Source organism: Aliiglaciecola sp. (assembly GCF_039982535.1).
Taxonomy (GTDB): Bacteria; Pseudomonadota; Gammaproteobacteria; order Enterobacterales; family Alteromonadaceae; genus Aliiglaciecola.
Genome location: NZ_JBDWYG010000025.1, coordinates 145,760 through 171,259, shown reverse-complemented (window position 1 = coordinate 171,259; position 25,500 = coordinate 145,760). Strand labels below are relative to the sequence as shown.

The window sequence follows — 25,500 nt, the reverse complement described above, 5'->3', positions numbered from 1 at the left end:
TGGCTGATACTTTATATTATGATTAACAGGGGCAAGTGACTACTACAATAATTCTCCAAGCAACGAAATTATATCACTTATCTGCTGCCCTGCTGGGAAAAATACTAAGACGAAAAACATCGGAAAACAGACCATGGCCATTGGGAATGTTGACTCCAATGCTTTGCGGTTTATTCTGCGTGTTAGTTGTTGCTCTTGTTGCAAGCGTAAAAAATCCGCTAAGGACTGCAGTCCGTCAATGACTGGACTACCGACATTAACACCAGCCTTAATTATGACCGCCAATTTATTCAGCGATGAAACCCCAGTGCGAATAGACAACTTATCGAAGGCGTCGGCTCGATCTCTACCCGCATCTAGTTCATAAGCAATTAACTCTAATTCAGCAGATAATGGGTTGTCTTTGTTTAATCCAAATTGAGCCGCTTTATGAAACGCATTGCTTACTGATAAACCGGATTTTAAAAACACAATTAACAGATTAGTAAAAAATAAAAGTGATAAATTTATTTGATTGCGACGGTTATTACGTCTAATTAACAAGATTACATCCAATAGAAAAAAACCAACAATACTGCCGCCTACTGCCATTAGTGTATCTGCAAAAAATTCGATAATTAGAAAGACGGCTACCACCGCTATGACCCATTTTACAGCCCAATACCACAACCAGTATTGAGTAGGTTGCACACCACACTGACGAATCAGTTTGTGAGGATATATAAAATAGCGCTTTGGTTTATTGGTTAGACTATCTTCGATAAGGATTTTGTCTTGTTTCACAACTTGTACAAATAGAAACAGAGACACACATAGCATCAATATAAAAATTAAGTCGACGGTACTAATAATACTCATTGTTCTACCCTCCCAATGCGACGTAACCACAAGTAACCAGTAAATTGTAGAAATAGCGCAGCACCTAAGTAGGTGGGCCCTGATGGATGTTGCAATAAGGCGTCAAACCAGTCAGGTTGCTGCCATAGTAGAATAGGGATTAATAAATAGGGTAAAACACCACACAACATGGCAGCATACCGGGTTCCTGAGAGGTGCGTATCTATCTGCAATTGATGACGCTGTCTATCCCTTATGATTTGATTAACTGAATTCAACATAAAGGTTAAATCACTGCCAGACTGGTAACGGGCGATAATCACCTGAGCAAACAAGCGTGTCGCTACACAGTTATATTTTGAGTTTAGGCGAAAAACGGCTTGTTTTGGATTGCACCCCATATTCAATCTATCTAACATCTCCATTAATTCGACTTTTACTTGCCCCTTGCCGGATTGAGCGGCCATTAAAATAGCTTGGTGTTGGGATTGTCCACTACTTAATGCCGCCTTCATCATATCTAGGGCTTCGGCTAAGCCTTTTTCTATTTTTTTGATTTTCCATTTTGCGGCATCGCTAATGCTGTTAAAGCAGAATACTGTTACCGCCATGGCAGCGATGCTAGCGACGGAGATATGGCCTGGGAACGCCTCTAATAACAACATAAATATAGATGTGGCGATAATCAATATACCAAGAATTACCAACCAAGCAGGCAGATTCAGGTTGAGGGTTTTCAACCAACTGGTAAGGGCCATTTTAGACCTCGTTTTTACGGTTGGCTTGGTTAAGCTTTCTTTTTCAGCATTTTTGCTTCTAAATCCACTGACAACCAGATAAAGCATCAATGAAATACATAGACTTAAGCCAATTAATTCTGCAGTTAACATGGGGATTCTACCTGTAACAAGCGATTAAATTGCTCACTGGTGTAACCTTTGGCTTCCACTTTGCTCGCCAATTCTGTGTGTTGACCGGTGGAGATGTGTTGCCCTTTAATTGTGTCTTGCTGAAAGCTTTTGTGGTGACGAAAGGTAAACAACTCGCGAATTTCGTTATGATCATCATGACGTACTAGTTCGCAGATACTCACAATCCGTCGACTGCCATCACGAAAGCGCATAACTTGCACTATCAATTGCACGGATGCGGCAATCATTTGTCTAATTGCATCTCTAGAAAATCCACTGTCTCCCATTAATGCCAATGTTTCCATACGACTAATGACGTCTTTAGGGCCGTTGGCATGCAAAGTGGTTAAACTGCCATCATGACCAACATTCATGGCCTGGAGCATATCTAAAACCTCTATTCCACGCACTTCACCCACGACGATACGGTCAGCACGCATTCGCAGGGCATTTCGGACTAAATCGCTTAAACTTACTGCACCGTAACCTTCGCTATTCACATGTCTTGATTCTAAAGGGATTACATGTGGATGATTAAGATCTAATTCAGCGGTTTCTTCTACGGTAACAATACGCTCGGTAGCGGGAATAAAGCCGGAAATTACGTTCAGTAAGGTGGTTTTACCGGCACCTGCACTACCTGCAATCACTATGTTTATTCCTGCAGAAACAGCAAGTTGCAGAAAATCCAACATGTTTTGATTCAAAAAACCGCTAGATACTAGTTGTTTGGCAGTTAACTTTTCTGAATGAAACCGTCGAATCGAGACGATAGGGCCGGATTCACATAGAGGAGGAATAATTGCGTGTAACCGACTGCCGTCTGGTAGGCGAGCGTCAACCATAGGCTGGCGAGCATCTAATTGACGCCCTTGCGCGCCAATTATACGATCTAGGAAGCGGCGTAAATGACTGTCGTTATCAAATTGAAGGTCGGTGCGAGTTAAACGGCCATGTTTGTCTACCCAAATTTCATCCGGTCCATTGATCAGAATGTCGGTGATCCCTTCTTCTGTCATCAAGCCAGAAATAGGCCCTAGACCACTGAGCTCTTGTATGATTTGCTGACGTAAATGCGTTTTTTCATGCACCTTAAGTGAAGGGGTTAACTTGGGACTTATGTCGACGAGTAAATCTTCTAAGCGTTGTTCGAGCACTTGCGGATCTTTTAAAAGATGAATACCTTCTTCTTCCATGCCATCAATTAGACGGTTATGAAGAAAACGGCGCAATTCGCGAAAACGACCTGTTTCTAATTTCTGATTATTTCGCACTTCGAAAAAAGGGATAGTTAATTCACTCATGTTGTCTCCCAGCTAATATTTGTGGATTAGCCTAGTTAAAAACCCTAACACTTGAACGTTGCACTCCAGCGACCATCTCTACTTGGCGGAAACGCTGTTTAGGATCGATATTATATTGAGTACCTTTTTCCATATCGTAGGCACTGTGAAAAATCATCGCCACGCTATCAGCAGAACTAATACTGGCAAGGGGATACACATCTGAAGGGCGTATTGCCACTACTAATGAAACACCCGTCTGGCTTTGCGCCTTTTTATCTTTGGGCAGCAACATAGTTTTAAGACCCTTTTCTTCAGTTTTGGCGGCGGCTGGGTGATTAATCCCAATTAGCTGAACATCACGGGCGACAGTTCTTACCCCTCCACGACCTTTTACGACCACATCAAAACGGTCACCATCACCTAACTGGTTATAAGGCAATCCCTTTTGGATATGGGTTAAGGTATACAGCACTCGGCCTGGTGGAATTGCGTGTGACAGAGATTTTTTCTCTGCTTGTTTTAAATCACCGGCAAAGATAGTACTACCAGCAGTTTTGTTGACCTGTAGTGTTTTTCCCATCAATTGACGGGGATTTTGTATAGTGCCATTTATTGCAGTTTGATCTATACGTTGTTGTTTGAGGAGCTCTGTCGTAATAGTTTGACCGGCAGACATATCAGCACTGATGATCCAGGCTGTTGCTGTATTCAGCTTGTCGTACTGACGTACACCAAGAACTGAAGCAAGCATGCCTGAGACAGCAAAAAGGAGCATTGCACCTGTTGCACTACCTGTTAATTTACTTTTCATATATCACCTCATGCATTGATTATCGAGCTGGCTTAATAGACAGGGACACCTTAAAAGATGCCTCTGTCTGTAAAGGATATTTCATTACGGATTTAAGCTACCTGCATTACTAGACGAGTTTGCACCAGCGCTTGGTGTGCCACTGATTGCCGCAGCTGTTTCTGCAAAGTCAGTCGCAACAAATTGGAAAGTAACGCCATCACCGGCATTAACATCAACGGCATCAATATAGCCAGAACCACTAATTTCAGCAGTACCTTCCGCATTTTTGATACCATCGTAAGCATAGCTTTGGTCTAGTGAACCAATTGCTTCTGCTACATCTTCCATTTCTGCAGTAACGGCATCACGCATAGTCGTAAGACCTACCACAAGACCAACTACTACAGTGGTCGACAACAACAGTAATTCTGACGTCATCACAAAACCACCTTGCTTTTTATTCATTGCTTTTTTGTTGTTAACTAATTTCATAATATTTACCTTTGTTTAAAAAATTTAATTTAATTACACCCAATCGGTTCGTGTTGATTAAGTATGTTGTAGATATTGCGAAGCTTGTGCCAGAAGCCGTAAATTCTAAAATTAAATTATAAAATAGAATAAAAACAATGATTTACGCTTATTTGGTGGGTTGGTGTAGAACAGTATCTAATTGCGAGTTGCAAGCCTTTTACATTCTGATTTGCATTTTGCAAATCAAATATGCTTTTCAAATGGGTTTTTAATTAGACGTTTAGTAATCCATGTTGGAGTGTAAGCTCGCTAGGTCATACCCAATAAAAAAAGCCGCGTTGTTGAGCTATCAACAACGCGGCTTTTTAGCCAAAGAAATGCAACTAGGATGGATTAAAAAGCTTAGCAGATGGTTTTACATAACAATCTAAATGTTCTCCCAGCAGAAGTATTTTTGCGTAGATTGTTCTATTGCTGGGATCATCTTCTAAAACTTGGGTGTACTCTCTACATGCCTTGTACCATTGCTCCTGAGCTTCATATATGATTCCACGGTGATAACTAATGCGCCAATTGGGCGGCATTAGACGCTCAGCAATTTTAATTGACTGCAGTGCCTCGGTATATTTGCCCTCTATGTAATAGTAGGATGCTTGCATTTCGTATAAGTAGGGGTTATCTGGTGTAATGCTAAGTTGTTTGCTCACAACGGAGCGGGCCAAGGTGAGATTACCTTCTTCCATGGCAATACGACTACGCAAAACCGCTGCAGCTGGAAATGCGCCGCGCTTTGATAACAAGTTATCGAGCATTTGTTGGCTATTGGCAGTGTTGCCCACTTCAAATTCTACCAAGGCTGTGGCCATCATAATTCGTTTATTGTTTGGGTATTGCACGTTAAGTGCATTCAAATCAGAAGCTAGTCCATAACAATCCGAGATCGGTTTTGAACTATCGTGACAGTTTAGGTTTAATGCTAATTCAGGCTCAAAAATCTGTTCGCTTTGGGTTGATTTTTTGCAATCCTCTAATGCCGCACGTTGAATTCTACAAGCTGAATTGGTGTTTGGTCCTGCCACTGATTTGATGCTACACACCTTGGCCTGTTGTTGCTCCAACATACACTTAGGCGGAGGTGGAGCAACTTTCGCATACTTAAACAAAACCTCATCTAAGTGCTTAGTTGGTGCATAAACCTTTGTCGGGCTCGGTTGGCTGGCGCAGCCTGTCATTAACAGGCCCGCCACAAATGTACTGATTAATAAAAGAGATTGCTTATTCATTGTCCTGGGCCTTGTGTAATGGATAAAATGCTTGATGATTATTAAATACGGCTTGTTGCATAAGCCCTTCTGAACTGGGGAATTGCCATTGATTAACCTCATGCACCAGCTCCCTTACTATCGTCGGTGTCACAATAATGAACAGCTCACGTTCATTGTCGGCTTCGGCACTCGATTCGGTCAATTTACCTAATAAAGGCACATTATTAACGCCGGGTACAAAATCTCGGTTGTCGTTAATATCACGACTGACTAATCCACCAATTACCATTGGCTGACCGTCACGTAACCGAGTGGATGTGCTAATACTTCTGACATTAAATGCAGATGTATTTAAACCACTCCCGGTACTAGAAGATATTTCTTGGGTTAATAAGGTGTCAGGTGTTGAAATAGTTGGGTTGAGATCAAGAGTAATACGATCATTCTCATCCACCATGGCTCGAACTTGCAGTTGTACACCAAAAGATTTAAAAGTCGTTCCACTAAAAATGCCTGATGTATTCGTGCCCACTTGGTCGTCACTTGCGATTCCACTTGGGGCAAAAGCGGTTGGAACTGGGACTTCACCACCGGCTGAAAATACCGCGGATTCACCAGCCAATACAGTTAGCGTTGGGCGTGATAAGGTTTTCGAAATGCCGTCTTGTTCCAATAATGAGAATAATAAATCAAAGGCAAAATCTTTGGTTGCTACTTGTAGGTTATTTACCAGTGAACCACCCAATACCTGTAACGCATTATCTATTTTTGATGCTGTGCCGGCAGTGGCTCCTTCAAGGCCAAAGTTGCCGTCCGTTTTGTTATAGCCGTTTGTTAGTACCGAAAAATCTGGACGCCACTGTTTAAGACGACGGCGATTAACTTCATACATTTGCACCGATACTCGAACCAGGGGTAAATCTCTAACTTCGATAACTGATAATAATTTACCACCTGCAACTGAAAGCAGTTTTGCTCGACCAATATTAGAGCCAATATTATTTTCGGCATTGCTTGTTCCGGAATTTACCCCTAAACCACTCAAGCCAGCCAGACCCGTCACGGCATTGCTTTTCTTGTTGTCCATCAAGCCGCCAGATTCATTTGCTAGAATAGAGATGATAGCTTGTTTAGACTTTTCATTGTTTTCACCGGTAACTAAACGGGAAGCAACAGTTAATACGCGTACTAATTCAACTTGGTTATCTACATATCCCTTAAGCAATAAGGTATCTTGGTTGGCATCGGGTATATCGCCATGTTGGACACGTGTAACCGAAACTGACTCACCGCCTACTAAATCAATGGTGTTTTTTACTCTTGTAACAATGTCTTCAGGTAAGGTTTCTACTGAAATGAGATTAATAATGGCTGCAGGTTTAGTCTTTTTGCGTAATAGAGGCTGAGCTTGTTGATCTTTCATACGGAATTGACTGACCATGTCAGCTAATGCTGAGGACTGCAATAATAGATTGTCATTATCACCGCCCTGACCTGCATCTAAATAATTACGAGCTGCAGCTTCAGCTGCTAGTCTATATTTAACCGTCGGAACCATCCCGCGCAGTACCAACGCATCGCGGTCTGGTGCTAGCGTCATGGTAATATTAGGGTGAATATCATTAATAGCATGATGCAGTACACTTAAGTCTGAGGTAACGGTGAACAAAAAGGTTTCTGAGGTTTTGTCAGAATACCAAACCATAACACTTGTGCGACCGACTTTTTTGGCCAGCGCTAAAGCTTCATTTTTACTTAACACTTCTACTTGTAAGGTTTCTTCCTGACCCACAGCAATGCGTTCTAATGGTTTACTGAAAACTAGCCGAGTGTGAGTCCACTGCACTAACTCCCGAGTATCTTTTGATTTTACACTGTCCGCGGTTTCTACAAATTCTAGTCCACCGGCGGTGGCCTTTGATATTGAAACAAACCAAATAAGGCTAATTAGTATTGTCGTTAAAATTTTCATGCTGCTCTCCTATTTCTTGCGTACTCAAAAGCCTTTAAATGGTTTCTGGAACAAGTTGACTCCTATAGCGCAACATTCAGACCAATAGCTGTTACTAGCGGGTGATATAAATTAAAAATCATATTTAACAGTATGTTAGGAGGAGTTTGTGGTTGGGGAGATAGCATGCTAATTGTATTTTAGGTGCCCAAGGAAGTTCTGATTTTCAAATTGATTTGCATTTTGCAACGCGGTTTCTTCTTTGCAAATGCCATGTTCCATTAAGTAGACCGCAATAGTGCTATTCTTGGGATATTAGGCAAAGGGATAAGACACATAGTGCTTTCTTCGGTGCTTCTACTTACTATTTTTATAGTTAAAGCTATTATTAGGTTTGTTCGCCACGCCATTGGATTAGGAAACTTTCCAACACCTGTTTAGTGATAGGTTTTACAATATGGTGGGTTATACCTTTGTCATACAGAGAGTTAACGGAATCAGAATCTGTGATACCAGTAAGGGAAACTTTAGTCGCTAATTGATTTTGATTGTTACCGTCACGCAATTGCATAGCGACATCACTGCCATTCATTCCAGGCATTTTTTCATCTAAAAAGAGCAAATCAAAAGGTTGTTTACTCGCAAGTTCAAGGGCTTCAACCCCATCACTCGCTCCGCAGACGTTGCAATCAAGTTGCTCAAGCATAATCATCGTCGCCATTTTACTTGGTTTACTGTCGTCAGCGACCAATACTCTTAGTTTTCTTAACGGTTTCATTTCTGCCAAAATAAATTACTTCCTTGGGTTGATTTGTTGTTATGAAAATCTGTTCTTGAACTCATTGATTAACATGAAGCCCCCAAAATAATATTGAAACAAGCTACATTGCAATGAATAAAGCATATCAAAGCTCATTTTAAAACGAAGTTGCTTAAAGCACTGTGGATATCCGCAATGGTTATCAAGCGTCGTTTTGCATAATGCCTTTCATTTTGATTTTCAAATTGCTTTGCATTTTGCGAAAACAAGGGGAAAAATAAATTAATCTCTTTTTGCGTTTCTCAGCTACAATTTCCAGAAGCGTTTTATTTGCTATCTCCCTAAGCTTTCTGATAATTAATTCTAATTTTAGAAAGACTAACTAGCCATAAAACAATGTACCTGTGTCACTCCTACTTCTCTGCTTTACTCCGCCCATACTGGATTCATTATAGTCACTCAGAATGGGTTGACAACTTGCGTTAAGGCCTTGTCAAACAACGTGACGGTTAGGAGGAAAATACAGTCACATGGGCTTTGTTATTTTTATTAGCGGATAACAACTGAAGTGGCAAAAAAGTTGCTTATAGGGGATAGAATTTTAACTTGATATATGTTGAGTAGCCTTTTAGAGGTTTAGATATAGAAAATATCTTTTTGCTGCATTAGCTATATTATGAACAATCTTAGACTTGAAGTATGCTATGAGTAGAGTTGCTCGTCATTCCGACATTGCTTAAATTGCGGAAACTAACAATAACCTACTGATATACATGCTATTTCGACTCTATATTTATAGGAGGACAGCAAATGTACGGACTAATTAATAAATCACTCAGAGCGATGATCATTGAAAACCATGGAATTGATTGTTGGGATAGTGTTTTAGAAAAGTCAGGGGTTCCAATCGAGTCATTTGTGAGTATGCAGCGCTATGAGGATGACGTTACCTATGCATTAGTGGGGGCAGCTTCAGAGAAACTTGGTGCTAGTGCCGAAGAGTGCTTAGAGGCTTTCGGGTACTATTGGGCTACGGTAGTTGCTCCAGGTTCGTATGGGTTGCTTCTTAACAGTACCGGCAGAAACTTGCTAGAGTTTTTAAATCATATTAATCACCTACATGACCGAATTACAACCACATTTATTGGCTACATGCCGCCTTATTTTGAAGTTAGTCATACTGAAAACCGAGTGGCCCTTCGTTACGAAAGCAAGCGCCAAGGACTAACCCCTTTCGTGATTGGTATTCTGAAGGGATTGGCTGAACGATTTGGCTCTACATTAACGTTTGAACCCTTGGAGAAAATTGAAGTTAGTGAAGGGGAAACAAGCGTTATTCACTTTGTCATCAACTAATTCGGTAACTTTATTTTGAATATGGAACCACTATCAAGTAGCACGAGCTATCACCTAATTAAACAACTAGCAACAGTATATTTTACTGTTGATAAGAATATGCGCGTCTCTGAGCCAAGTAGCGTTTTAGCTCAGTATTTATCTGAGCCCGAAGCTAGTGTTAGTCAATCATGGCATGGTGAGTTTTTTAAATTGTTTGAGGTAGTAAGACCTAACCGCCTAAAGAGTTTTGAAAGTATTGTTGATACCCGCGACGCCATGGTTTTGCTAACTACCATAGATGGTAACTTTGCCATGCGTGGCCAGTTTGTAACACTCAATAATGATAATGAACACGTTGTATTTACTGGTGCCCCTTGGTTAGCTTGGATGAATACTAATAAGCCTGATACTCAAATGATGATGAGTGAATTTAAAGCTTGGGATCCGCAGCTCGATCAGTTAATGCTGCTATCCACTGAAAAACAAAATATTGCCGATCTCCAACAATTAACTCGAGAATTAAAAGACGCACGAGACAAAGCTGAACATGCGAATCAGGTTCAGGCCGATTTTTTCGCCATTATGAGCCATGAAATGCGCACCCCGCTAACGGGGGTTGTGACAGCATTAGATTTGATTGACAGTAATGAACTGAGTCAGCATGCTAGTAAGATCTTCACAATAGCAAAAAACTCCGCAGAAAATCTGCGTTATGTTATTGATCATGTACTAGACTACTCAAAACTAAAAGCGGGTGGATTTGAAAACCAAAAATCAGATTTCAATCTACATCAAATGCTGCTCTCTGCCATGCAAATTATTGAGACTCGGGCTCATAATAATGGAAATAAATTAAGTCTCCATATTGATGATAATATTCCCCCCTGGCTGCATGCCGATTTTACTAAAATTAGGCAGGTATTAATTAATTTGCTCAGCAATGCGGCTAAATTCACAGAAAATGGTTGTATCGACCTAAGTGTAAGTCTAGACGAAAAGCACCAACTACAAATTAGTGTGAGTGATACTGGTAGAGGCATTCCGCTGGATATTCAACCTGTCATTTTTCAACCATTTCAGACCTTTGACGTTAATAAAAGCGACCAGGAAAGTGGAACTGGATTGGGCTTGAATATTTCCCTTAGACTTACTGAAATCATGGGAGGGAAAATTGATTTTGAGTCCAAAGCAGGGCGAGGAAGTCGATTTTTCTTCACTATTCCCATCGAGTTTGCAGAGATTCCTGCTATTGACCAATTTCCAGAATCGCCAACTGAACTGACTTTTGAAGGTCATGTTCTGTTAGTTGAAGATAATAAGATTAATCAGTATTTATCGCGTATTTTACTGGAAGAAAAAGGACTCTCAGTCGATACCGCAGATGATGGGCAGCAAGCCATTGATAAAGTCAATGAACATGAATATGACCTTGTATTGATGGATATTTCCATGCCTGTATTAGATGGGGTGAGCACCACTGAAATTCTACGTCAGAAATACTCTAAACAGCAACTTCCTATTGTTGCCCTAACTGCTCATGTGGGAGAAAGTTACCATAATCGTTTTCGTGAAAGTGGGATGGATGGGATCCTGAATAAACCAATCGACCGCACACTATTAAACGAACTACTAACTCAATGGCTTCCCATTAAAACGCCTCCTCAGTCTGCTAACTCAGATGGTGAAGATGAACTATTGAGTTTACCTGCTCTGAACTCGGAGAAAGAGTACTTCAACCAAGATACTGCAAGTCGGTTACAAAATGACATTGGTGAAGCTAACTTTATACAAGTTATACACTTAATTTTGGAGGAGATTACGCAAGGTGTGCCGAACATATGCAGTGCCCATGCTGATGGAGAATTGCTTAAACTTGCTGACTATGCCCATTCAATTAGAAGCAATGCGGACTCTTCAGGGTGTTTGTACCTAGGAGACCACTTGGCAAAAATCGAAACAGCCGCGCGAACCAACAGAGTATCTGATTTAAAAGGCTTGATAGAAAAGTTACCAGATATTGCTGATACTTCAGTTGAGTCGCTCAGTACCTATTTAAAGACGTCCGAAAAAGACTGAATCTGGTTATAAATATTTAGGGTGAAAATCAAATAAACCCCAATGCAAGTTGTGACGAAGGTAAGCGTGTCTTTTTGTGCAAACAAATAATAGTGGCAATGAATTTGCTAGTAATGAAGTTATGTTTTGTAAATTGGATATTTTGTGATGAAACTTGCAAAAAAACAAAAAGGCTTCGTATTAACAAGTGAGCTTATTATACTGGCAACTATTCTGACCATTGGTTCTATTATTGGATTCTCTATCGTCCGTGATGCTGTGGTGGCTGAGTTATTCGATATCGCGGACTCCATTGAGCGTGATCAACAATATGCTTTTGATGGGGTTAAAAGAACTAATCCAGCCGTAAATTATAACCTTAATCAAGAGCTTTTTTGGGTGTCCCCTGGCTTAGAAGGCGAAAATCTAAGGGATCAAAGTCGTTGAAAACGGACGTTGTGAAGTCTTTTCTAAAGCCCCAAAAAAACAGCTTATTTTATCGTGTTAAACCTGACCTAGATCAATATATCTGATTACCTTAAGAGTACACTGAAGTTGTCAAATTAGAGTGATAAACAAAAGGTGAAATTTAACATGCAAATAGAAAAGCACACACTTATTAATGACTTACCAGAACATCATCATACAATTCGTCATCTTAAAATGAACGATAATCATTTTGCTAAACAGTTTGACCAATACCATGATGTGAATAAAGAGATCCATCATATTGAAGAGCAGAATGAGGCTGTTTCTGATGAATATTTGGAAACCTTAAAAAAACAACGTGTGGCACTCAAAGATCTGTTATTTACAAAAATTACTGAGACTGAAAAATCCCTATAACTTTTCTTTTTTCGATAGTAATTAGGCTTAGTAACCACAACGTTTACTTAGGATAAGGCGGCTTAACGATGAAAATGTACAAAGGTGTATTTGGATTCTCCATTTCCATGTTGTTTTTGGGTGTTCTGTTAATTCAGGGGTGCTCAAGTCAGATGGCCGCTAATATCAGAAAAGTAACTTATCCACCTGATTTCAAATACGTGGAGCCGTCCCAACTGCGCTCGGATATGGACCGTCTGGCGCAACAAATGCGTATATTGGAGTTTGCGTTAAGCCAGCAGCACGAGCCGCAAAGTGTCGGCTTTACTAATCAACAGCAGCAAGTATTAACTACTTTGCAAAATATTGAAAAGATAGCCTCTGGATTGCAGGCAGGAGATGCTGGGGCCAGTCACCCTTTTCTTCAAGATTATATGCGTGACTTTGTAAGTAAAGTAGACAATGCACGAATCGCTGCATCTTTAGAAAAACCTAGCTATTATTTAGCAGGCAAAGTGTCTGGTGCTTGTACCAATTGCCACAGCGTAAATCGCTAAACTCGTTTAAAAATTGAAAAACTGTGGGGCAGGCCTCGCAGGCTGGGCAAGATCTGAAATACAAGTCAACGGCTCAGCCCCACAGATTTCCAATTAATTTTGCTGCCCCTGAAGTTCCACGTAGATTCCGCGGTTCCTGTTTACAGTGTTGGTTGGGCTAGGTACTCTAGTCTGGATGTGATGCTGATGGCGCAGGAGAGTAAGAACAGATGATACCCATTGAAACAATACTGATGTTTTTAGCAGCGTCTGTGGCGCTTTCTTTCGCTCCAGGGCCTGACAATATCTTTGTGTTAACCCAATCTGCTCTAAATGGTCGTAAAGCCGGGATATTAGTAACACTAGGGTTGTGTACCGGGCTAATTGTTCATACAGCCGCAGTTTCACTAGGGGTTGCTGTTATTTTTCAAACTTCTGCTCTGGCATTCAATATTCTTAAAATCGTCGGCGCTGTTTATTTATTGTATTTAGCGTTTCAGGCTTTTCGAGCTGGCTCAACTCGATTCGAAGCAAAAGGAAATACCAAGTTGGCGTGGCAACAACTTTATTCACGGGGCATTATTATGAATATCACCAATCCTAAAGTGGCGATATTTTTTCTTGCTTTTCTTCCTCAGTTTGCCGATCCCAATCGAGGTTCAGTTACTCTTCAGATGTTAGTTTTTGGCGGTGTTTTTATCATTACCGCTCTTGTTGTTTTCAGCCTAATTGCTTGGTTTGCTGGTTTTCTAGGAGACTGGTTAAAAGGCTCGAGTAAAGCGCAAGTGGTGATGAATCGTGTTGCAGGGACGGTGTTTGCCGGATTAGCGTTAAGACTTGTTTTAAGTGAGCGTTAAATTAGCCGTCTACATTAATTGCTGTGTATCTGTTTTTCCCTGAAGCTAGTTATCCAATTTTAGCTAAGCACTTTTTTGCCTTTCCGATTAAACAATTGTGAATTCGATTTCTCGAGCCACATGTTCATGAAATTAATATGCTGCTTTCACGTTCTCTATTAACTAACGTCATATTTGAGTGGGCGTGTTGTTGTTAATTTAAGGATGTCTATGAAATCTTTTGTGTCTGCGCTGATATTCAGTGTGTCGATTTTTAGCGCTAACGTACAAGCTGATGAAACCATCTTAGCTGGTGGTTGTTTTTGGTGTATGGAGTCTGATTTTGAAAAGTTGGATGGTGTAAGCGATGTAGTATCGGGTTTCACCGGCGGCGAAACGCCAAATCCCACCTACAACGGTAATCACAAAGGCCATTATGAAGCCGTGAAAATTACCTATGATCCCAATGTTGTTAGCTATCGACAAATTTTGGCTCATTACTGGGTGAATATAGATCCCTTCGATGCTCAAGGACAATTCTGTGATAAAGGTCACAGTTATTTAAGTGCTATTTTTGTGGCAAATGAAGAGGAAAAAGCCATTGCTGAAAAATCGAAAACAGCGGTGCAAGCCAAGTTTCCGGGTCAAAAGCTGGTAACTCCCATATTAACAGCTTCGCAGTTCTATCCCATTAAAGGGAAAGAAATTGGCCATCAGGACTTTTATAAAAAGAGTCCTGTGCGTTATAAAATATATCGCTGGAACTGCGGTCGTGACCAACGATTGGAAGAAATTTGGGGAGAGTTAACAAAACACTGATTTACCGATTTATATCAGCCGTGCCATTGAGCTGGCTGCCCACAAAGGTTACTAAGTGTACAATGCACTGTTAAAGCGAAAGCTGATGTGACTCAATCAAAAGCAATGGCTCTGACCCCGTAGGTTTATGCTGCGGGGCGGGCTAATTTGCTGATTTGTTGGGGTTAAGATATATTGTCTTGCAAATCACATTTGTTGAAAAGTGACTTATTGTCATATTGAACTTCGGGAGTTCTTCCTTTGAGAGTCGTTCAAGTACAGCAGTTTAAAGGGCTTTTATGTCTAAACGTTTGCCACCGCTAAACACGCTTTGGGTATTCCTCACCGCATCTCGTTTATTAAGTTTTACCAAAGCCGCCGATGAACTCTTTATCACTCGTTCTGCCGTTAGCCGACAAATTAAAAACCTCGAAGAACACTTTGGTTTTAAACTTTTCGAACGCCATAAAGTGGGGTTGGAATTAACCGAGCAAGGCGTGGTTTACGCTAATTCTATTTCAAATATATTTGCCGATCTCAAGGTGGCCACAGACACCCTTCACCACGGAAGTGAAAACCAAAAACTTAAATTGGGTATCTCGGCCACGGTCAATTCAACTTGGTTAATGAGTCGGCTTTGTAAACTTGAGCAACATCACCCTGAACTAACATTGTCATTTTTCACTAATAGTTTTGATACGGGCAATGACTCAATTGATTTTTCTGGCGAAAATATGAATGCCGCTATTCGCCTTGGAACCGAAGACCAATGGCAAGGTTGTCATTACGATAAGCTTATCGATGTTTACGTACAACCCGTGTGCTCCCCCTCTTTGTTAGATGAGTCTCATAATCCTGAAGATATTACTGAGTTAGCCAATTACAATTGGCTGCACTATGGCCATTTATCCAAGTTATGGGCTCAATGGTTGTCAAACAGTCAGTATCCAGCATTGCAAACCGATAAAAAAAATATTGTGTTAGACAATGTGGCAGTGGCAACCCAAGCTGCGGTGGACGGTTTAGGGGTTATTCCTATGTACCGACCATTAGCAGATCCATTGCTAAAAGAAGGTAAATTAGTGGTTGCCCATAATTATATGATGCTGAAAAAAGAATCTTATTATTTTGTTTGTCCTGAAAATTACGAAACCAATCAAACCCTCAAAACATTTCGCGATTGGTTAGTAAAAGAGTCTCAGCAATCACAGCAGCAGTGGGATCAAGACAACCTAAATTAATGGCGATGAACGTCTAAATAAATGCGTCTAGACAAACAAATCGCCATTGCTGTTTTATCAGATCCCGCCCATACAGACATATTTTATTTCGACATAATCATCGATGCCGTATTTGGAACCTTCTCTGCCGTTACCCGACTCTTTAATTCCGCCAAAAGGCGCGACCTCCGAGGAAATTATGCCTTCGTTGACACCGACAATGCCATTTTCTAAATTTTCAGAAAATCGCCAAATTCTGGCGTAATTTTGTGTATATAAATAAGAGGCTAATCCGGCTTCTGTCGCATTGGCCAATTCAAGTGCCTGCTCTTCTGTATCAAATGCAACAATAGGCGCAACTGGACCAAAAATTTCTTCATTAAATATGCGCATCGCAGGGGTGACATGAGTGAGAATTGTGGGTAAGTAGAAATTCTCTCCTAACTCAGTGGCTTCTCCACCCATTACCTTAATCGCACCATTTTTCTGTGCGTCCAATACCAAACTGTGAACGTTTTGAACTGCACTTGCATTAATCAAAGGGCCAACAGTGACGTTTTCTTTAGCGCCATTACCTACTTTTAACTTTTTGGCTTGTTCAACAAACTTATCGGTAAATTCTTGATAGATACTGCTGTGCACTAAAAATCGATTTGCGCACACACAGGTTTGCCCTGCATTACGAAATTTAGAAGCCATAGCGCCTTGTACTGCTTTATCAATATCGGCATCTTCAAAGACGATAAATGGGGCGTTACCACCAAGTTCCATGGAGGTTTTTTTAACGCTATCAGCACATTGCTTAATTAATAATTTCCCTACCTTGGTGGAGCCTGTGAATGATAACTTTCTAACCAGCGAATGATCCGTTAAAGCCTTGCCTATTTCTATGGCATCCACACCTACCACAATGGAAAATAACCCTTTGGGTAAACCTGCTCTGCGCGCTAATTCCGCTAGTGCCAGCGCACTTAATGGAGTGGCTTCAGCAGGTTTCACGACAACTGCGCAGCCAGCTGCTAATGCTGGGGCAACTTTGCGAGTGATCATGGCATTGGGAAAATTCCACGGGGTAATGGCAGCAACCACACCAATGGGTTGTTTGATGGTTAGTAATCTTTGGTTGGCGTTATTACTGGGGATGATATCGCCGTATACCCGTTTGGCTTCTTCTGCAAACCATTCGATATAGGCTGCGCCGTATTGTATCTCGCCTTTTGCTTCGGCTATGGGTTTACCTTGTTCTGCACTGAGAATTAACGCTAAATCATCGATGTTTTCCATGACTAAGGCATACCAGTGTTTTAAAATTTCTGCTCTGTTTTTGGCTGTGGTTTGTCGCCACTTTTGCATAGCATTTTGAGCACAGTGAACGGCGAAATTCACATCGTTCTTGTTGCCACTTGTCATCTCACATATTTGTAAACCTGTCGCTGGGTCAACAATTGGAAAACTACTTCCTGAGCCACCGTCGACCCATTCTCCATTAATAAATAGTTGTGTTTTTAACAACAAGGGATCGTTTAGGGATAGCATTTAAACCTCATTTGATATTGGCAATAGTGTTGATTGATGGCCTTTATTTAGCCAAAGGCGCTATTTTTAGTAATAGCGCTTTGCTGCATTAGCTTCTTATTTAGCTAAAAGTTTTTTTAGGCTGATGGCTCTTATTTAGCTGAAGGCTCTTGTTCCGCTGAAGACTCTTCTAACGCTGATGGCTCTTCCAACGAGCGCATAGTTGCACGGTAGTGAGGTAGGCATTTGCCTAATAGTAAAGCTGAGCCTCCCATTGCAAGTAATGAGACTAATAACAATGAGTATCCCACCATCTCAGGAGCACCGAATATATAGTCAGTGGACAAAGCAACTAATGTTGGACCTAGTCCTAAACCAATTAGATTTACGATAAACAAATACAGTGCACTAAATTGTCCACGCATGTTACTTGGCACTACTTCTTGAATTGCGGCAGGTCCTAAACCCATCATAAAATTGGCAAAAAATGTGGAGATTGCCAAGATAATCAAAACCACGGTGAGATCAGAAATAAGGGGATAGATTAAGGTTGGAATGATGCCGATGATCATCGCCCACATTGCCACTCGCATTTTGGCATCGGTTTGGCCTTTTCTGAAACGTCTATCTGCTGCAATACCTCCGACAATTACACCGCCAGCACCACAAAATAAAACGATTAAACCGAAAGCTAAACCAACTTCACCACTTTCCATTCCATGTACCCGAATTAAGTAGCTAGGCACCCAAGCTAAAGCGCCGTACCCTGCAACTGAGGCCAGTGCAGCCCCAAAATTGTGTAGTAGTACGGTCTTTTTATTACGTTTAAAAAACGCTAGAACCTCGGCCACGGGAACGGCCTTTTCTTGTTTTTGGCTTCGTGGGGGTTCTTTTAAGGTAAATAGGAAAGGCACTAACAATAAGCCAGGCAGGCCCACTGCTAAGAATACTGCTTGCCAAGCATAGACTTCACCAATTATCGGTAGGGTGATTGAAGAAAACTCAACGGCCCACTGGATAACCATACCACCGACAATTAACGCCATGCCGCCACCAAGATAAATACCCATGGTATAAACACCTATGGCTTTAGCTAAGTGCTTTTTCTCAACACTATCGGCAATAAGTGAATAGGCGGCAGGAGATAATCCCGCTTCACCCACACCCACGCCCATACGCGCAAAAAACAAATACCAATAACTTTTTGCCAAACCACAGGCAGCGGTCATTAAACTCCAGATGAAAATCGACCAGGCAATAATTCCTCTGCGACTTTTACTATCAGCGAGGCGACCTAGAGGCAGTCCCATGAGAGTGTAAAATAACGCAAACGACAACCCCTGCAATAAGCTCATTTGCGTATCGCTGATATCTAAATCTCGTTTCATCGGCTCAACCAATAGACTTAAGATCTGTCTATCAATAAAAGAAAATGTATAAGCCAACAACAATATAAATATTAAATAGGCCGCATACAGACCTTGTCTTGACGATTGCTTGGGTATTGAAATCGATTCAACCGAATTTTGTGTTTTTTCAATCATTTCACTATCTCATCTAAAAATTAGAAGGAACTAATAAGCGGCTTGATAAATGGCGAGCACATCTGCTTCATTCATCGGTCTGGGATTATTAATCAACAATCGTTCTTGTTTCATTGCATCTCTAGCCAGGGTTTGTAATGAGTCTTCACTTACTTCTACACTTGCTAAACGATTTGGAAGGCCGATATCGGCAATCAAATTCTCTAAATGGTGGATAAAAGCCTGTGCCTTTTCAGTATCAGACTCAAGATTTTCACAGCTTTTAGGAATGATCACCTCTGCTAACTCGGCGTACAAGTGAGCTGCGGCTGGCATATTAAACTTCAGTACGTGGGGTAATACTAGGGAATTACTTAAGCCATGAGGTATGTGGTAATGACCACCAAGTGGGTACGCCAACGCGTGAACCGCCGCCACTGGGGCATTGGCAAAGGCTTGTCCAGCTAGGGTTGCCCCTAGCATCATATTGGAGCGGGCTACTATGTCGTCTCCGCGATGCACGGCAGTTTGGATGTTATCTGACATTAACTTTAAGGCTTGTACTGCGAGCATATCTGAATAGATATTTTTTTTGATTTTACTGGTGTAGGCCTCAATGGCATGAACCATAGCGTCAATGCCTGTGGCTGCAGTAATATGTGCAGGAAGTTTTACCGTTAGGGTGGCATCAAGCAGGGCAATATCCGGCAATAAAACGCTAGATACAATTCCCATTTTCATTGCCTCTCCGGTAGTCACAATGGAGATTGGCGTCACTTCTGAGCCTGTCCCTGCAGTGGTTGGAATTTGAATTAGCGGCAGTCGCGAATTTTCTAGTTTGTCGACACCAAAGGCGTCGTCTAATGTTTGTTTAGAGTAGGTTAGGGCGGCAATCAGTTTTGCCGTATCCATTGAGCTGCCACCGCCTAAACCAATAACTCCATCAATGTTGTGTTTTCTGGCAAATGACAAGGCACTTTCAATGACTTCGGTTGGTGGATCAACCTCCACTTCGCTAAATACCACAAAGGGAATGGAGTTGGCGTTTAAACTAGCGGTTATTTTTTGGTGCAGTCCAAGGCTGACAATACCCGGATCTGTCACAAGCAAAACCTTTTTAACCTTAAGCTTGAAACAATATTCAGCTATTTCAGATGCAGCGTTAGGTGCATTAACAATGGATTTGGTGGTATTGAAAACAAATGACATATTTTTAACTTATTGTTGGAAAGAGGGGGAAGCCCCCTCTTTGATTTCTGCAACTATGGGAACGAATTTAGAATGTTAATTTCACTTTCGCATAGAGTACACGGCCTAGTGGGTTATGTTGTTTAGGATCATAACTTAAGCTGCCTTCAGCAATATAAGCACGTGGTGGCATTTCATTGAGTAGGTTTTTAATACCTAAGGTTAATACAGCTTCACTGTCATCGGTAATATAAAAATTAGCCGAATATTGCATATCTACAGTTGTAAATGCGTCTACTGTTGAACTTTCGTTTGGTAAAGCCGACACATCTACTCCAGTGTCATAGCTTGAAACATAGTTAACATTAATTGAAGCTCTTTGGCTTTCACCCAACCAATTAAAGTTTACAGAGCCTTTGGTTTCAGGCATTGAGCGAGCAAAGTTATCAATATTAAACGAGCCAGCTGCTTCAACTACTTCACCGTTATCTTTAGTCAGTTCGTACGAATTAAAATGCGATGCATTTAAACTAATATTAAACTGATCTGATAAAGTCCATGTCGATTCGAAGTCAATACCTTCAACACTTACCGACGATGAATTAAAGTAGTTAACTTTGACAGAAGATAAGAAACCAGCCTCAGTACGAATAATATCTACACCATTTGGATCATCAATCAACTTTCCCTGAGCATTTTCAACAGTGATCAAATTGGTGTAATCAACACGCCAGAAGTCTACTTTAAAATCCAAGTTATCAGTTGGTTTAAAAATCAAACCTATATTGTAGTTGTCAGATTCTTCAGGTTTTAAATCCTCGTTACCTGTAGCAATAACCCCGACAAAGGCACTGGATTTTGCGGTACCGTCATCGTTGTAATCGGTAATACTGGTAATAACTGCCGATGAAGCATTTTTCTGTGATAACGATGCGTCTCTAAAGGCGGTACTTGCAGATGCGCGCATAATCCATTGATCAGATATTTGCCAGCGAACGGCTATTTTGGGATCGACACTTGAATCATTTTCTAATTTTTCATAACGCAGCGCTGCTTTTATTTCAATGTCTTCTGAAACAGGGATAACACTTTCAGCAAACAGTGCAAAGGTGTTTTTATCAGCATCAACTTCTGACGAACCTTGTAGAAAGATTAAATCAACTGGGATAGGGTTGCCTTCGTCATCAAATCTGATTTCATTTACATCATCGGTTTCAACTTTAAAGCTTTCAGTTCGCGCTTGAATACCAGCTGCAAAACCAATTGTTCCGGCTGAAACTTCATATAAATCACCACTAACAACAGCATCAAGTACCAACAAATCAGTGGTTTTCTCTGATTCTGTCATATAGGTAAAGTCATCGATAACTGATTGGCTAAGGCTAGAGCGATCAAAAGGGTTAAACAGCTCATCGTTATTCGGACCACCCACCCCTGCTAATGCTGCTACTAATCTTGATTTCAATTGGTCTTGCTGATACTGCTTATAGTTATTTTTACTGTAAGTTAATGCTGTGTCCCAACTCCAACCATTATCAAAGTCACCTACTAAACTTAACGAGGTGCGGAAAGTATCATTTTCACGGGGTGATAAAGCGGGTTCATAATCAGCTCCTAAAGGTCTACCTAACCAAACGACACCGACACCAAATGGGTTACCTGAGTCTGTAGGACCAATGTATGGAAAAGTTAAGTCCGGGTAACTAGGTGATTGAGGGTTATCTTTTACCTCATTTGAGCTCCAACTCAAATCAGCAGATAAAGCAATTCCGTTGTCAAAATCATGAGATATATTGCTATACAGTTGTGCACGGGTTTCAGTATTCACTAAGTTATATAAAGGCCCATAATTAAAACCACAGCGTGAACCATATGCTTGGGGAATTATCATGCCTAAGGAATCATCTAAGCAAGTGGGGTCAGGTACATTTTCAAAGGCTCCATAGCTCCCAGCGTAGAGTCCATCGGCTACCTCAGCATCAGCCAAAAGTAAGAATGAATTACCCAAAGAGCTAAATGCTACATCACCTAACTCAGGTCTATCAGCAATGGTAAGTGGTGTTCTGTCTAAGTAATGACCTGCTACTACAATCGAGGTGTTGTCAAATTCAGCTCCCCATAAAAAGCCAATGTCAGTGTCTTTTTGACTACTATCGTCTGCTTTGCTGATCGAAGCGTTAATTTCAAACCCTTCAAAATCTTTACGTAATATAAAGTTAACTACACCGGCAATGGCATCCGAACCATACGTAGAAGCGGCACCCTCTTTTAACACTTCTACTTGCTCAATGGCATCAATAGGAATATGACTGGTATCCACAAATACACTGCCATCATTGGTCAGTGCCCCTGAAATTGTTTGACGACGACCATTGATCAACACCAATGTTGAACTTAAGCCTAAACCTCGTAAATTCACATTACCTGTTCCTTGGCTAGCGGCTTGTGAAAAAGAGTCAGCTTGGTTCTCAGCTCCGGAAGAAATCGCTAACTTTCCGATCAGCTCTGAAACCGTGGTGGCACCGGTAGATTGAATGTAATTGTAATCTAGCACTTGTACAGGCTCTGCAGCATCCACTGAGGTGCGTTTAATGTAAGAACCTGTTACTTGGATTCTATCAAAGGATTCATCGTTATTTGGTGTTTCTTGAGCACTAGAGGCAAACGAAAGCGCCGCCGATATCGAAATCGCTAATAATTTTTTTGAGCTTAATTTTTTAGTTATTTTCATAGTGTGTGTCCCGAAAGTGTGTGTCCTGAAAAATCGTTTTAGGTAAAAACGTGTCGTACTCATTTTTGGCTAATTACTTTTGGTACATCACCGAATTGAGCACCATTGCGCACTCAGTGACTGCGTCTTTTGATTGTTGTAATACGCCAAAGTTGATAAACCCATGAAACATGTCGGTGTAACAAGAATGTTTAACTGCTACGTTATTTTCGGTGAGTTTATCTGCGAACATTTGCCCTTCATCCCTAAGGGGGTCAAAGCCACAGGTTAAAATAAATGCTGGGGGTAGATGACTAAAATCCTCGGCATTTAAGATGTTGAAACGGGGATCATTTTCATCTTCCTCAGTAATATAAAGTTGATGGAACCATTTCAATAAATTCTCTGTTAATAGTAAATTTTTTGAGAAAGCCTCACGACTTGGAGTGGAATCGTTACCGGCTATACTGGGATAAATTAATAATTGGAAATAGGGTTGAAACTTATCCTTATTCAATAAGCAATAAACGATGGCTAAGTTAGCACCGGCACTGTCACCCCCTAAAGCAATGCGAGTTGGATCAAGGTTCAGCGATTGTGCATTGTTTACAATCCAGTCAGTGGACGCTTGAGTATCTTCTATAGCACCTGGAAATACGGTTTCTGGGGCAAGTCGATAAGCCACTGAAATAATGACAACGTTCGATTGCACACAAAGCTGGGCAAGGAATTTATCGTAAGACTCAATATCGCCAAGGACAAAACCTCCCCCATGAAAATAGATAAGTGTAGGGTACAGATTTTCATGGGTGGAGGCAGGCCTATAAACTCGTGCGTCTAACTTATGGCTTTCACAATCAATAGTAATATCTTCTCGCGTGATATTGGTAACATCTTCGTGTTCGTAAGGGTTTTTCCTAAATTGTCTAACATATTTAGGCTCGAACTCGTATGCTGGAGGTAAAGAGTGAATATAATTAAGCACTTCTTTAGCTTGCTCATCGAGGCCTGAACTTGCTGCTAAAGCATGGTTAACAACATTTTCCTTTACATTGTTTTGACCGCCAAAAAAGCTTTCTTTTTCGGTCTGACTTATTTGTTTATTTGCGTCTTTTGACAACATCATTCCTAGCCACTGTTAGTTTTTTGTTATTTTTATGTATTCTGCGAGTGGTTAGTTTTTACATCTTATAAATGGCACCCTCAAGCAACATAAATGAAACACCCTGTTGACATATACTCAACACCTTTGAGAATTGTAATTAAAACAGTGGTTTGTGTGATGTTTCTGCGTGGATTTGAGCTTGTTTAGGTAAATAAATTGTTTCATTTATTTTGATGAAAGTTGTAAAAATAATAACAAATAGACAGATGACTACAGAGTGCAAGGGAAAAGGAACACCGGCATATGGGATAAAGAAGTGAGCTTGAGTAAGCTTTCAAACTTAAAAAAGGGAGAACGAAATAGGCAAAGGTAAATGACCACTTACCTTTGCTATTTTAGAGATGGATTCAGATCATAATTAACGCAGTGATATAAATTGATTCAAACTCTTAGTTAACTAATTTCCTGGCATCGAAACATAGCCAGGTAACTGCTCTACTCGGTTCATCCAAGCGCTAATATTGGCATATTGCAGCATGGAAATGTTTCCTTCGTGGGCAACAGACACATAGGGGTAAACGGCACAATCTGCGATGGTTGGTCGACCTGCTGCTAACCAATCATGGGTACTTAAGTGATTATCGATTAATTCTAATATTCTCTCAGAGCGCTCTACACATAACGCCATATCACTTGGAATATTGAATTTTTCAATTAGCCTAGCGGTATTAGGGCCGTGTTGAATTTCATTGGAGGCCACAGACAGCCACTGCATTACATCCGCCTTTAAATGGGGCTCACTTGGCCACCATGCTTCGCCGCCAAATTTACTGGCTAAGTAGACTAGTATGGCTTGCGCATCTCGCAGCACCACTTTGCCATCTTGTAGTATTGGGATTTCACCCCAAGGATTTAATTCAAGTATGTGTTTTTCTTTGTGCTCACCTTGCATGAAATCCACAGGAGTTATCGTTAGTGGAATATCTGCCAGTGAAGCAAATAGCCTTACTTTGTAACAATTTCCTGATAGCTCTAAATCATATAGCTTCATTATTTCCTTCCTCAGGTAGTAATTGATTAAATTCAAGCACGTTCCCATCTGGGTCACGAATAAACAGTGATATTCTCCGCGGTCCTAGTTTCTTCGGGCCTTCAGTAATTCTAATTCCCTCTTTTGCTAACCAGTCTTGGAATTCACGCATATCCTGAATAATGAAAGCGGGATGGGTAACACCGGGTCGTTTAATGGCTTCGTCTAGTAGGACATTCTTTTGATCTTTTGATTTTGCACCATTAAAAATCAGATTAATTCGCACGCCTGCAGGGGTCACCATTTCATTGGCTTCCCCCTCTGGAATTCGATATGTTTCTTTAAATCCGAGGCGTTCATAGAAATGGAGTGCAGTTTGTCTATTACTCACCCTAATACCAACGTGGTCATAAGCAATAGCGGCCTGAGGATTAATTGGAGGCAGAAAGCTCATCGTATTTTGTCGTCCTGGTAGCATCAAAAATACACTATGACATTTTGTTATTTAAATGATAATACGGTAAATTTGGTAAAGATATTTTCA

The 25,500-nt window shown here is 40.9% G+C and carries 23 protein-coding genes; 8 read left to right on the top strand and 15 right to left on the bottom strand.

Translation table 11 applies throughout. The annotated features are described in order from the left end of the window. Positions 1-42: 42 nt before the first annotated feature. The 8 genes from ABJV04_RS05935 to ABJV04_RS05900 all read right to left on the bottom strand — a co-directional run bounded on the left by ABJV04_RS05935 (position 43) and on the right by ABJV04_RS05900 (position 8,295). Positions 43-858, bottom strand: a complete 816-nt coding sequence (locus tag ABJV04_RS05935; RefSeq protein ID WP_348490386.1) for a type II secretion system F family protein — start codon at positions 856-858, stop codon at positions 43-45. Next, on the bottom strand, positions 855-1,727 hold the full coding sequence (locus ABJV04_RS05930; RefSeq protein WP_348490385.1) for a type II secretion system F family protein: 873 nt from the start codon (positions 1,725-1,727) through the stop codon (positions 855-857). The genes ABJV04_RS05935 and ABJV04_RS05930 overlap by 4 nt, the downstream gene beginning before the upstream one ends. Continuing rightward, positions 1,721-3,052, bottom strand: coding sequence for a CpaF family protein (locus ABJV04_RS05925; protein WP_348490384.1), 1,332 nt, complete (start codon positions 3,050-3,052; stop codon positions 1,721-1,723). The genes ABJV04_RS05930 and ABJV04_RS05925 overlap by 7 nt, the downstream gene beginning before the upstream one ends. A 31-nt stretch (positions 3,053-3,083) precedes the next feature. Further along, the gene (locus tag ABJV04_RS05920; RefSeq protein WP_348490383.1) at positions 3,084-3,845 is read right to left on the bottom strand and encodes an SAF domain-containing protein; all 762 of its coding nucleotides are present in this window, start codon (positions 3,843-3,845) and stop codon (positions 3,084-3,086) included. Positions 3,846-3,929: 84 nt separating this feature from the next. Beyond that, positions 3,930-4,319 (bottom strand): hypothetical protein, encoded by a 390-nt coding sequence (locus ABJV04_RS05915; protein WP_348490382.1) that lies wholly within the window; start codon positions 4,317-4,319, stop codon positions 3,930-3,932. 365 nt (positions 4,320-4,684) lie between these two features. Beyond that, entirely contained in the window at positions 4,685-5,584 is a 900-nt protein-coding gene (locus tag ABJV04_RS05910; RefSeq protein WP_348490381.1) for a hypothetical protein, read from the bottom strand. Continuing rightward, on the bottom strand, positions 5,577-7,538 hold the full coding sequence (locus ABJV04_RS05905) for a pilus assembly protein N-terminal domain-containing protein (protein ID WP_348490380.1): 1,962 nt from the start codon (positions 7,536-7,538) through the stop codon (positions 5,577-5,579). Before ABJV04_RS05905 ends, ABJV04_RS05910 begins: the two co-directional genes overlap by 8 nt. A gap of 367 nt (positions 7,539-7,905) precedes the next feature. Continuing rightward, a complete protein-coding gene (locus ABJV04_RS05900; protein WP_348490392.1) occupies positions 7,906-8,295 on the bottom strand; it encodes a response regulator in 390 nt (129 codons plus the stop codon). Between the two features lie 792 nt (positions 8,296-9,087). On the opposite strand from ABJV04_RS05900, the gene ABJV04_RS05895 reads away from it, so the two are divergent. From ABJV04_RS05895 to ABJV04_RS05860, 8 genes are all read left to right on the top strand, one after another. Continuing rightward, complete coding sequence (locus tag ABJV04_RS05895; protein WP_348490379.1) at positions 9,088-9,633, top strand: heme NO-binding domain-containing protein; 546 nt, start codon at positions 9,088-9,090, stop codon at positions 9,631-9,633. Positions 9,634-9,654: 21 nt separating this feature from the next. Beyond that, entirely contained in the window at positions 9,655-11,691 is a 2,037-nt protein-coding gene (locus tag ABJV04_RS05890) for an ATP-binding protein (protein ID WP_348490391.1), read from the top strand. 147 nt (positions 11,692-11,838) lie between these two features. Further along, positions 11,839-12,117, top strand: coding sequence for a hypothetical protein (locus tag ABJV04_RS05885; protein ID WP_348490378.1), 279 nt, complete (start codon positions 11,839-11,841; stop codon positions 12,115-12,117). A gap of 147 nt (positions 12,118-12,264) precedes the next feature. Beyond that, positions 12,265-12,516 (top strand): DUF465 domain-containing protein, encoded by a 252-nt coding sequence (locus ABJV04_RS05880; protein WP_348490377.1) that lies wholly within the window; start codon positions 12,265-12,267, stop codon positions 12,514-12,516. 68 nt (positions 12,517-12,584) lie between these two features. Then, positions 12,585-13,052, top strand: a complete 468-nt coding sequence (locus ABJV04_RS05875) for a hypothetical protein (RefSeq protein ID WP_348490376.1) — start codon at positions 12,585-12,587, stop codon at positions 13,050-13,052. Between the two features lie 209 nt (positions 13,053-13,261). After that, a complete protein-coding gene (locus ABJV04_RS05870; protein ID WP_348490375.1) occupies positions 13,262-13,888 on the top strand; it encodes a LysE family translocator in 627 nt (208 codons plus the stop codon). A gap of 210 nt (positions 13,889-14,098) precedes the next feature. Beyond that, positions 14,099-14,686, top strand: coding sequence for a peptide-methionine (S)-S-oxide reductase MsrA (gene msrA, locus ABJV04_RS05865; RefSeq protein WP_348490374.1), 588 nt, complete (start codon positions 14,099-14,101; stop codon positions 14,684-14,686). 278 nt (positions 14,687-14,964) lie between these two features. Continuing rightward, positions 14,965-15,906: a LysR substrate-binding domain-containing protein gene (locus tag ABJV04_RS05860; protein ID WP_348490373.1), complete on the top strand. Its 942-nt coding sequence runs from the start codon at positions 14,965-14,967 to the stop codon at positions 15,904-15,906. 57 nt (positions 15,907-15,963) lie between these two features. Here ABJV04_RS05860 and ABJV04_RS05855 read toward each other — a convergent pair whose 3' ends face one another. The 7 genes from ABJV04_RS05855 to ABJV04_RS05825 form a co-directional block, all read right to left on the bottom strand. Then, positions 15,964-17,421 carry an NAD-dependent succinate-semialdehyde dehydrogenase gene (locus ABJV04_RS05855; protein WP_348490372.1) on the bottom strand — a complete coding sequence of 486 codons (1,458 nt, stop codon included), beginning with the start codon at positions 17,419-17,421 and terminating at the stop codon, positions 15,964-15,966. A 131-nt stretch (positions 17,422-17,552) separates the two neighbouring features. Next, positions 17,553-18,944: an MFS transporter gene (locus tag ABJV04_RS05850; protein WP_348490371.1), complete on the bottom strand. Its 1,392-nt coding sequence runs from the start codon at positions 18,942-18,944 to the stop codon at positions 17,553-17,555. A 30-nt stretch (positions 18,945-18,974) separates the two neighbouring features. Further along, positions 18,975-20,132, bottom strand: a complete 1,158-nt coding sequence (locus ABJV04_RS05845; RefSeq protein WP_348490370.1) for an iron-containing alcohol dehydrogenase — start codon at positions 20,130-20,132, stop codon at positions 18,975-18,977. Positions 20,133-20,199: 67 nt separating this feature from the next. Beyond that, positions 20,200-22,842, bottom strand: a complete 2,643-nt coding sequence (locus ABJV04_RS05840; protein ID WP_348490369.1) for a TonB-dependent receptor — start codon at positions 22,840-22,842, stop codon at positions 20,200-20,202. Positions 22,843-22,915: 73 nt separating this feature from the next. After that, positions 22,916-23,941, bottom strand: coding sequence for an alpha/beta hydrolase (locus ABJV04_RS05835; RefSeq protein ID WP_348490368.1), 1,026 nt, complete (start codon positions 23,939-23,941; stop codon positions 22,916-22,918). A 442-nt stretch (positions 23,942-24,383) separates the two neighbouring features. Next, positions 24,384-24,977: a glutathione S-transferase gene (locus tag ABJV04_RS05830; protein WP_348490367.1), complete on the bottom strand. Its 594-nt coding sequence runs from the start codon at positions 24,975-24,977 to the stop codon at positions 24,384-24,386. After that, positions 24,964-25,410 (bottom strand): VOC family protein, encoded by a 447-nt coding sequence (locus tag ABJV04_RS05825; protein WP_348490366.1) that lies wholly within the window; start codon positions 25,408-25,410, stop codon positions 24,964-24,966. Before ABJV04_RS05825 ends, ABJV04_RS05830 begins: the two co-directional genes overlap by 14 nt. Between the last annotated feature and the right edge of the window lie 90 nt (positions 25,411-25,500).

What these genes read in the sequence shown, in the direction of transcription:
- ABJV04_RS05870 (WP_348490375.1), top strand. Translation starts at nt 13,262, where the DNA reads ATGATACCCATTGAAACAATACTGATGTTTTTAGCAGCGTCTGTGGCG.
- ABJV04_RS05905 (WP_348490380.1), bottom strand. Translation starts at nt 7,538, where the DNA reads ATGAAAATTTTAACGACAATACTAATTAGCCTTATTTGGTTTGTTTCA.
- ABJV04_RS05925 (WP_348490384.1), bottom strand. Translation starts at nt 3,052, where the DNA reads ATGAGTGAATTAACTATCCCTTTTTTCGAAGTGCGAAATAATCAGAAA.
- ABJV04_RS05895 (WP_348490379.1), top strand. Translation starts at nt 9,088, where the DNA reads ATGTACGGACTAATTAATAAATCACTCAGAGCGATGATCATTGAAAAC.
- ABJV04_RS05900 (WP_348490392.1), bottom strand. Translation starts at nt 8,295, where the DNA reads ATGAAACCGTTAAGAAAACTAAGAGTATTGGTCGCTGACGACAGTAAA.
- ABJV04_RS05910 (WP_348490381.1), bottom strand. Translation starts at nt 5,584, where the DNA reads ATGAATAAGCAATCTCTTTTATTAATCAGTACATTTGTGGCGGGCCTG.
- ABJV04_RS05880 (WP_348490377.1), top strand. Translation starts at nt 12,265, where the DNA reads ATGCAAATAGAAAAGCACACACTTATTAATGACTTACCAGAACATCAT.
- ABJV04_RS05860 (WP_348490373.1), top strand. Translation starts at nt 14,965, where the DNA reads ATGTCTAAACGTTTGCCACCGCTAAACACGCTTTGGGTATTCCTCACC.
- ABJV04_RS05855 (WP_348490372.1), bottom strand. Translation starts at nt 17,421, where the DNA reads ATGCTATCCCTAAACGATCCCTTGTTGTTAAAAACACAACTATTTATT.
- ABJV04_RS05935 (WP_348490386.1), bottom strand. Translation starts at nt 858, where the DNA reads ATGAGTATTATTAGTACCGTCGACTTAATTTTTATATTGATGCTATGT.
- ABJV04_RS05930 (WP_348490385.1), bottom strand. Translation starts at nt 1,727, where the DNA reads ATGTTAACTGCAGAATTAATTGGCTTAAGTCTATGTATTTCATTGATG.
- ABJV04_RS05845 (WP_348490370.1), bottom strand. Translation starts at nt 20,132, where the DNA reads ATGTCATTTGTTTTCAATACCACCAAATCCATTGTTAATGCACCTAAC.
- ABJV04_RS05840 (WP_348490369.1), bottom strand. Translation starts at nt 22,842, where the DNA reads ATGAAAATAACTAAAAAATTAAGCTCAAAAAAATTATTAGCGATTTCG.
- ABJV04_RS05830 (WP_348490367.1), bottom strand. Translation starts at nt 24,977, where the DNA reads ATGAAGCTATATGATTTAGAGCTATCAGGAAATTGTTACAAAGTAAGG.
- ABJV04_RS05920 (WP_348490383.1), bottom strand. Translation starts at nt 3,845, where the DNA reads ATGAAAAGTAAATTAACAGGTAGTGCAACAGGTGCAATGCTCCTTTTT.
- ABJV04_RS05915 (WP_348490382.1), bottom strand. Translation starts at nt 4,319, where the DNA reads ATGAAATTAGTTAACAACAAAAAAGCAATGAATAAAAAGCAAGGTGGT.
- ABJV04_RS05825 (WP_348490366.1), bottom strand. Translation starts at nt 25,410, where the DNA reads ATGAGCTTTCTGCCTCCAATTAATCCTCAGGCCGCTATTGCTTATGAC.
- ABJV04_RS05850 (WP_348490371.1), bottom strand. Translation starts at nt 18,944, where the DNA reads ATGATTGAAAAAACACAAAATTCGGTTGAATCGATTTCAATACCCAAG.
- ABJV04_RS05890 (WP_348490391.1), top strand. Translation starts at nt 9,655, where the DNA reads ATGGAACCACTATCAAGTAGCACGAGCTATCACCTAATTAAACAACTA.
- ABJV04_RS05885 (WP_348490378.1), top strand. Translation starts at nt 11,839, where the DNA reads ATGAAACTTGCAAAAAAACAAAAAGGCTTCGTATTAACAAGTGAGCTT.
- ABJV04_RS05875 (WP_348490376.1), top strand. Translation starts at nt 12,585, where the DNA reads ATGAAAATGTACAAAGGTGTATTTGGATTCTCCATTTCCATGTTGTTT.
- msrA (WP_348490374.1), top strand. Translation starts at nt 14,099, where the DNA reads ATGAAATCTTTTGTGTCTGCGCTGATATTCAGTGTGTCGATTTTTAGC.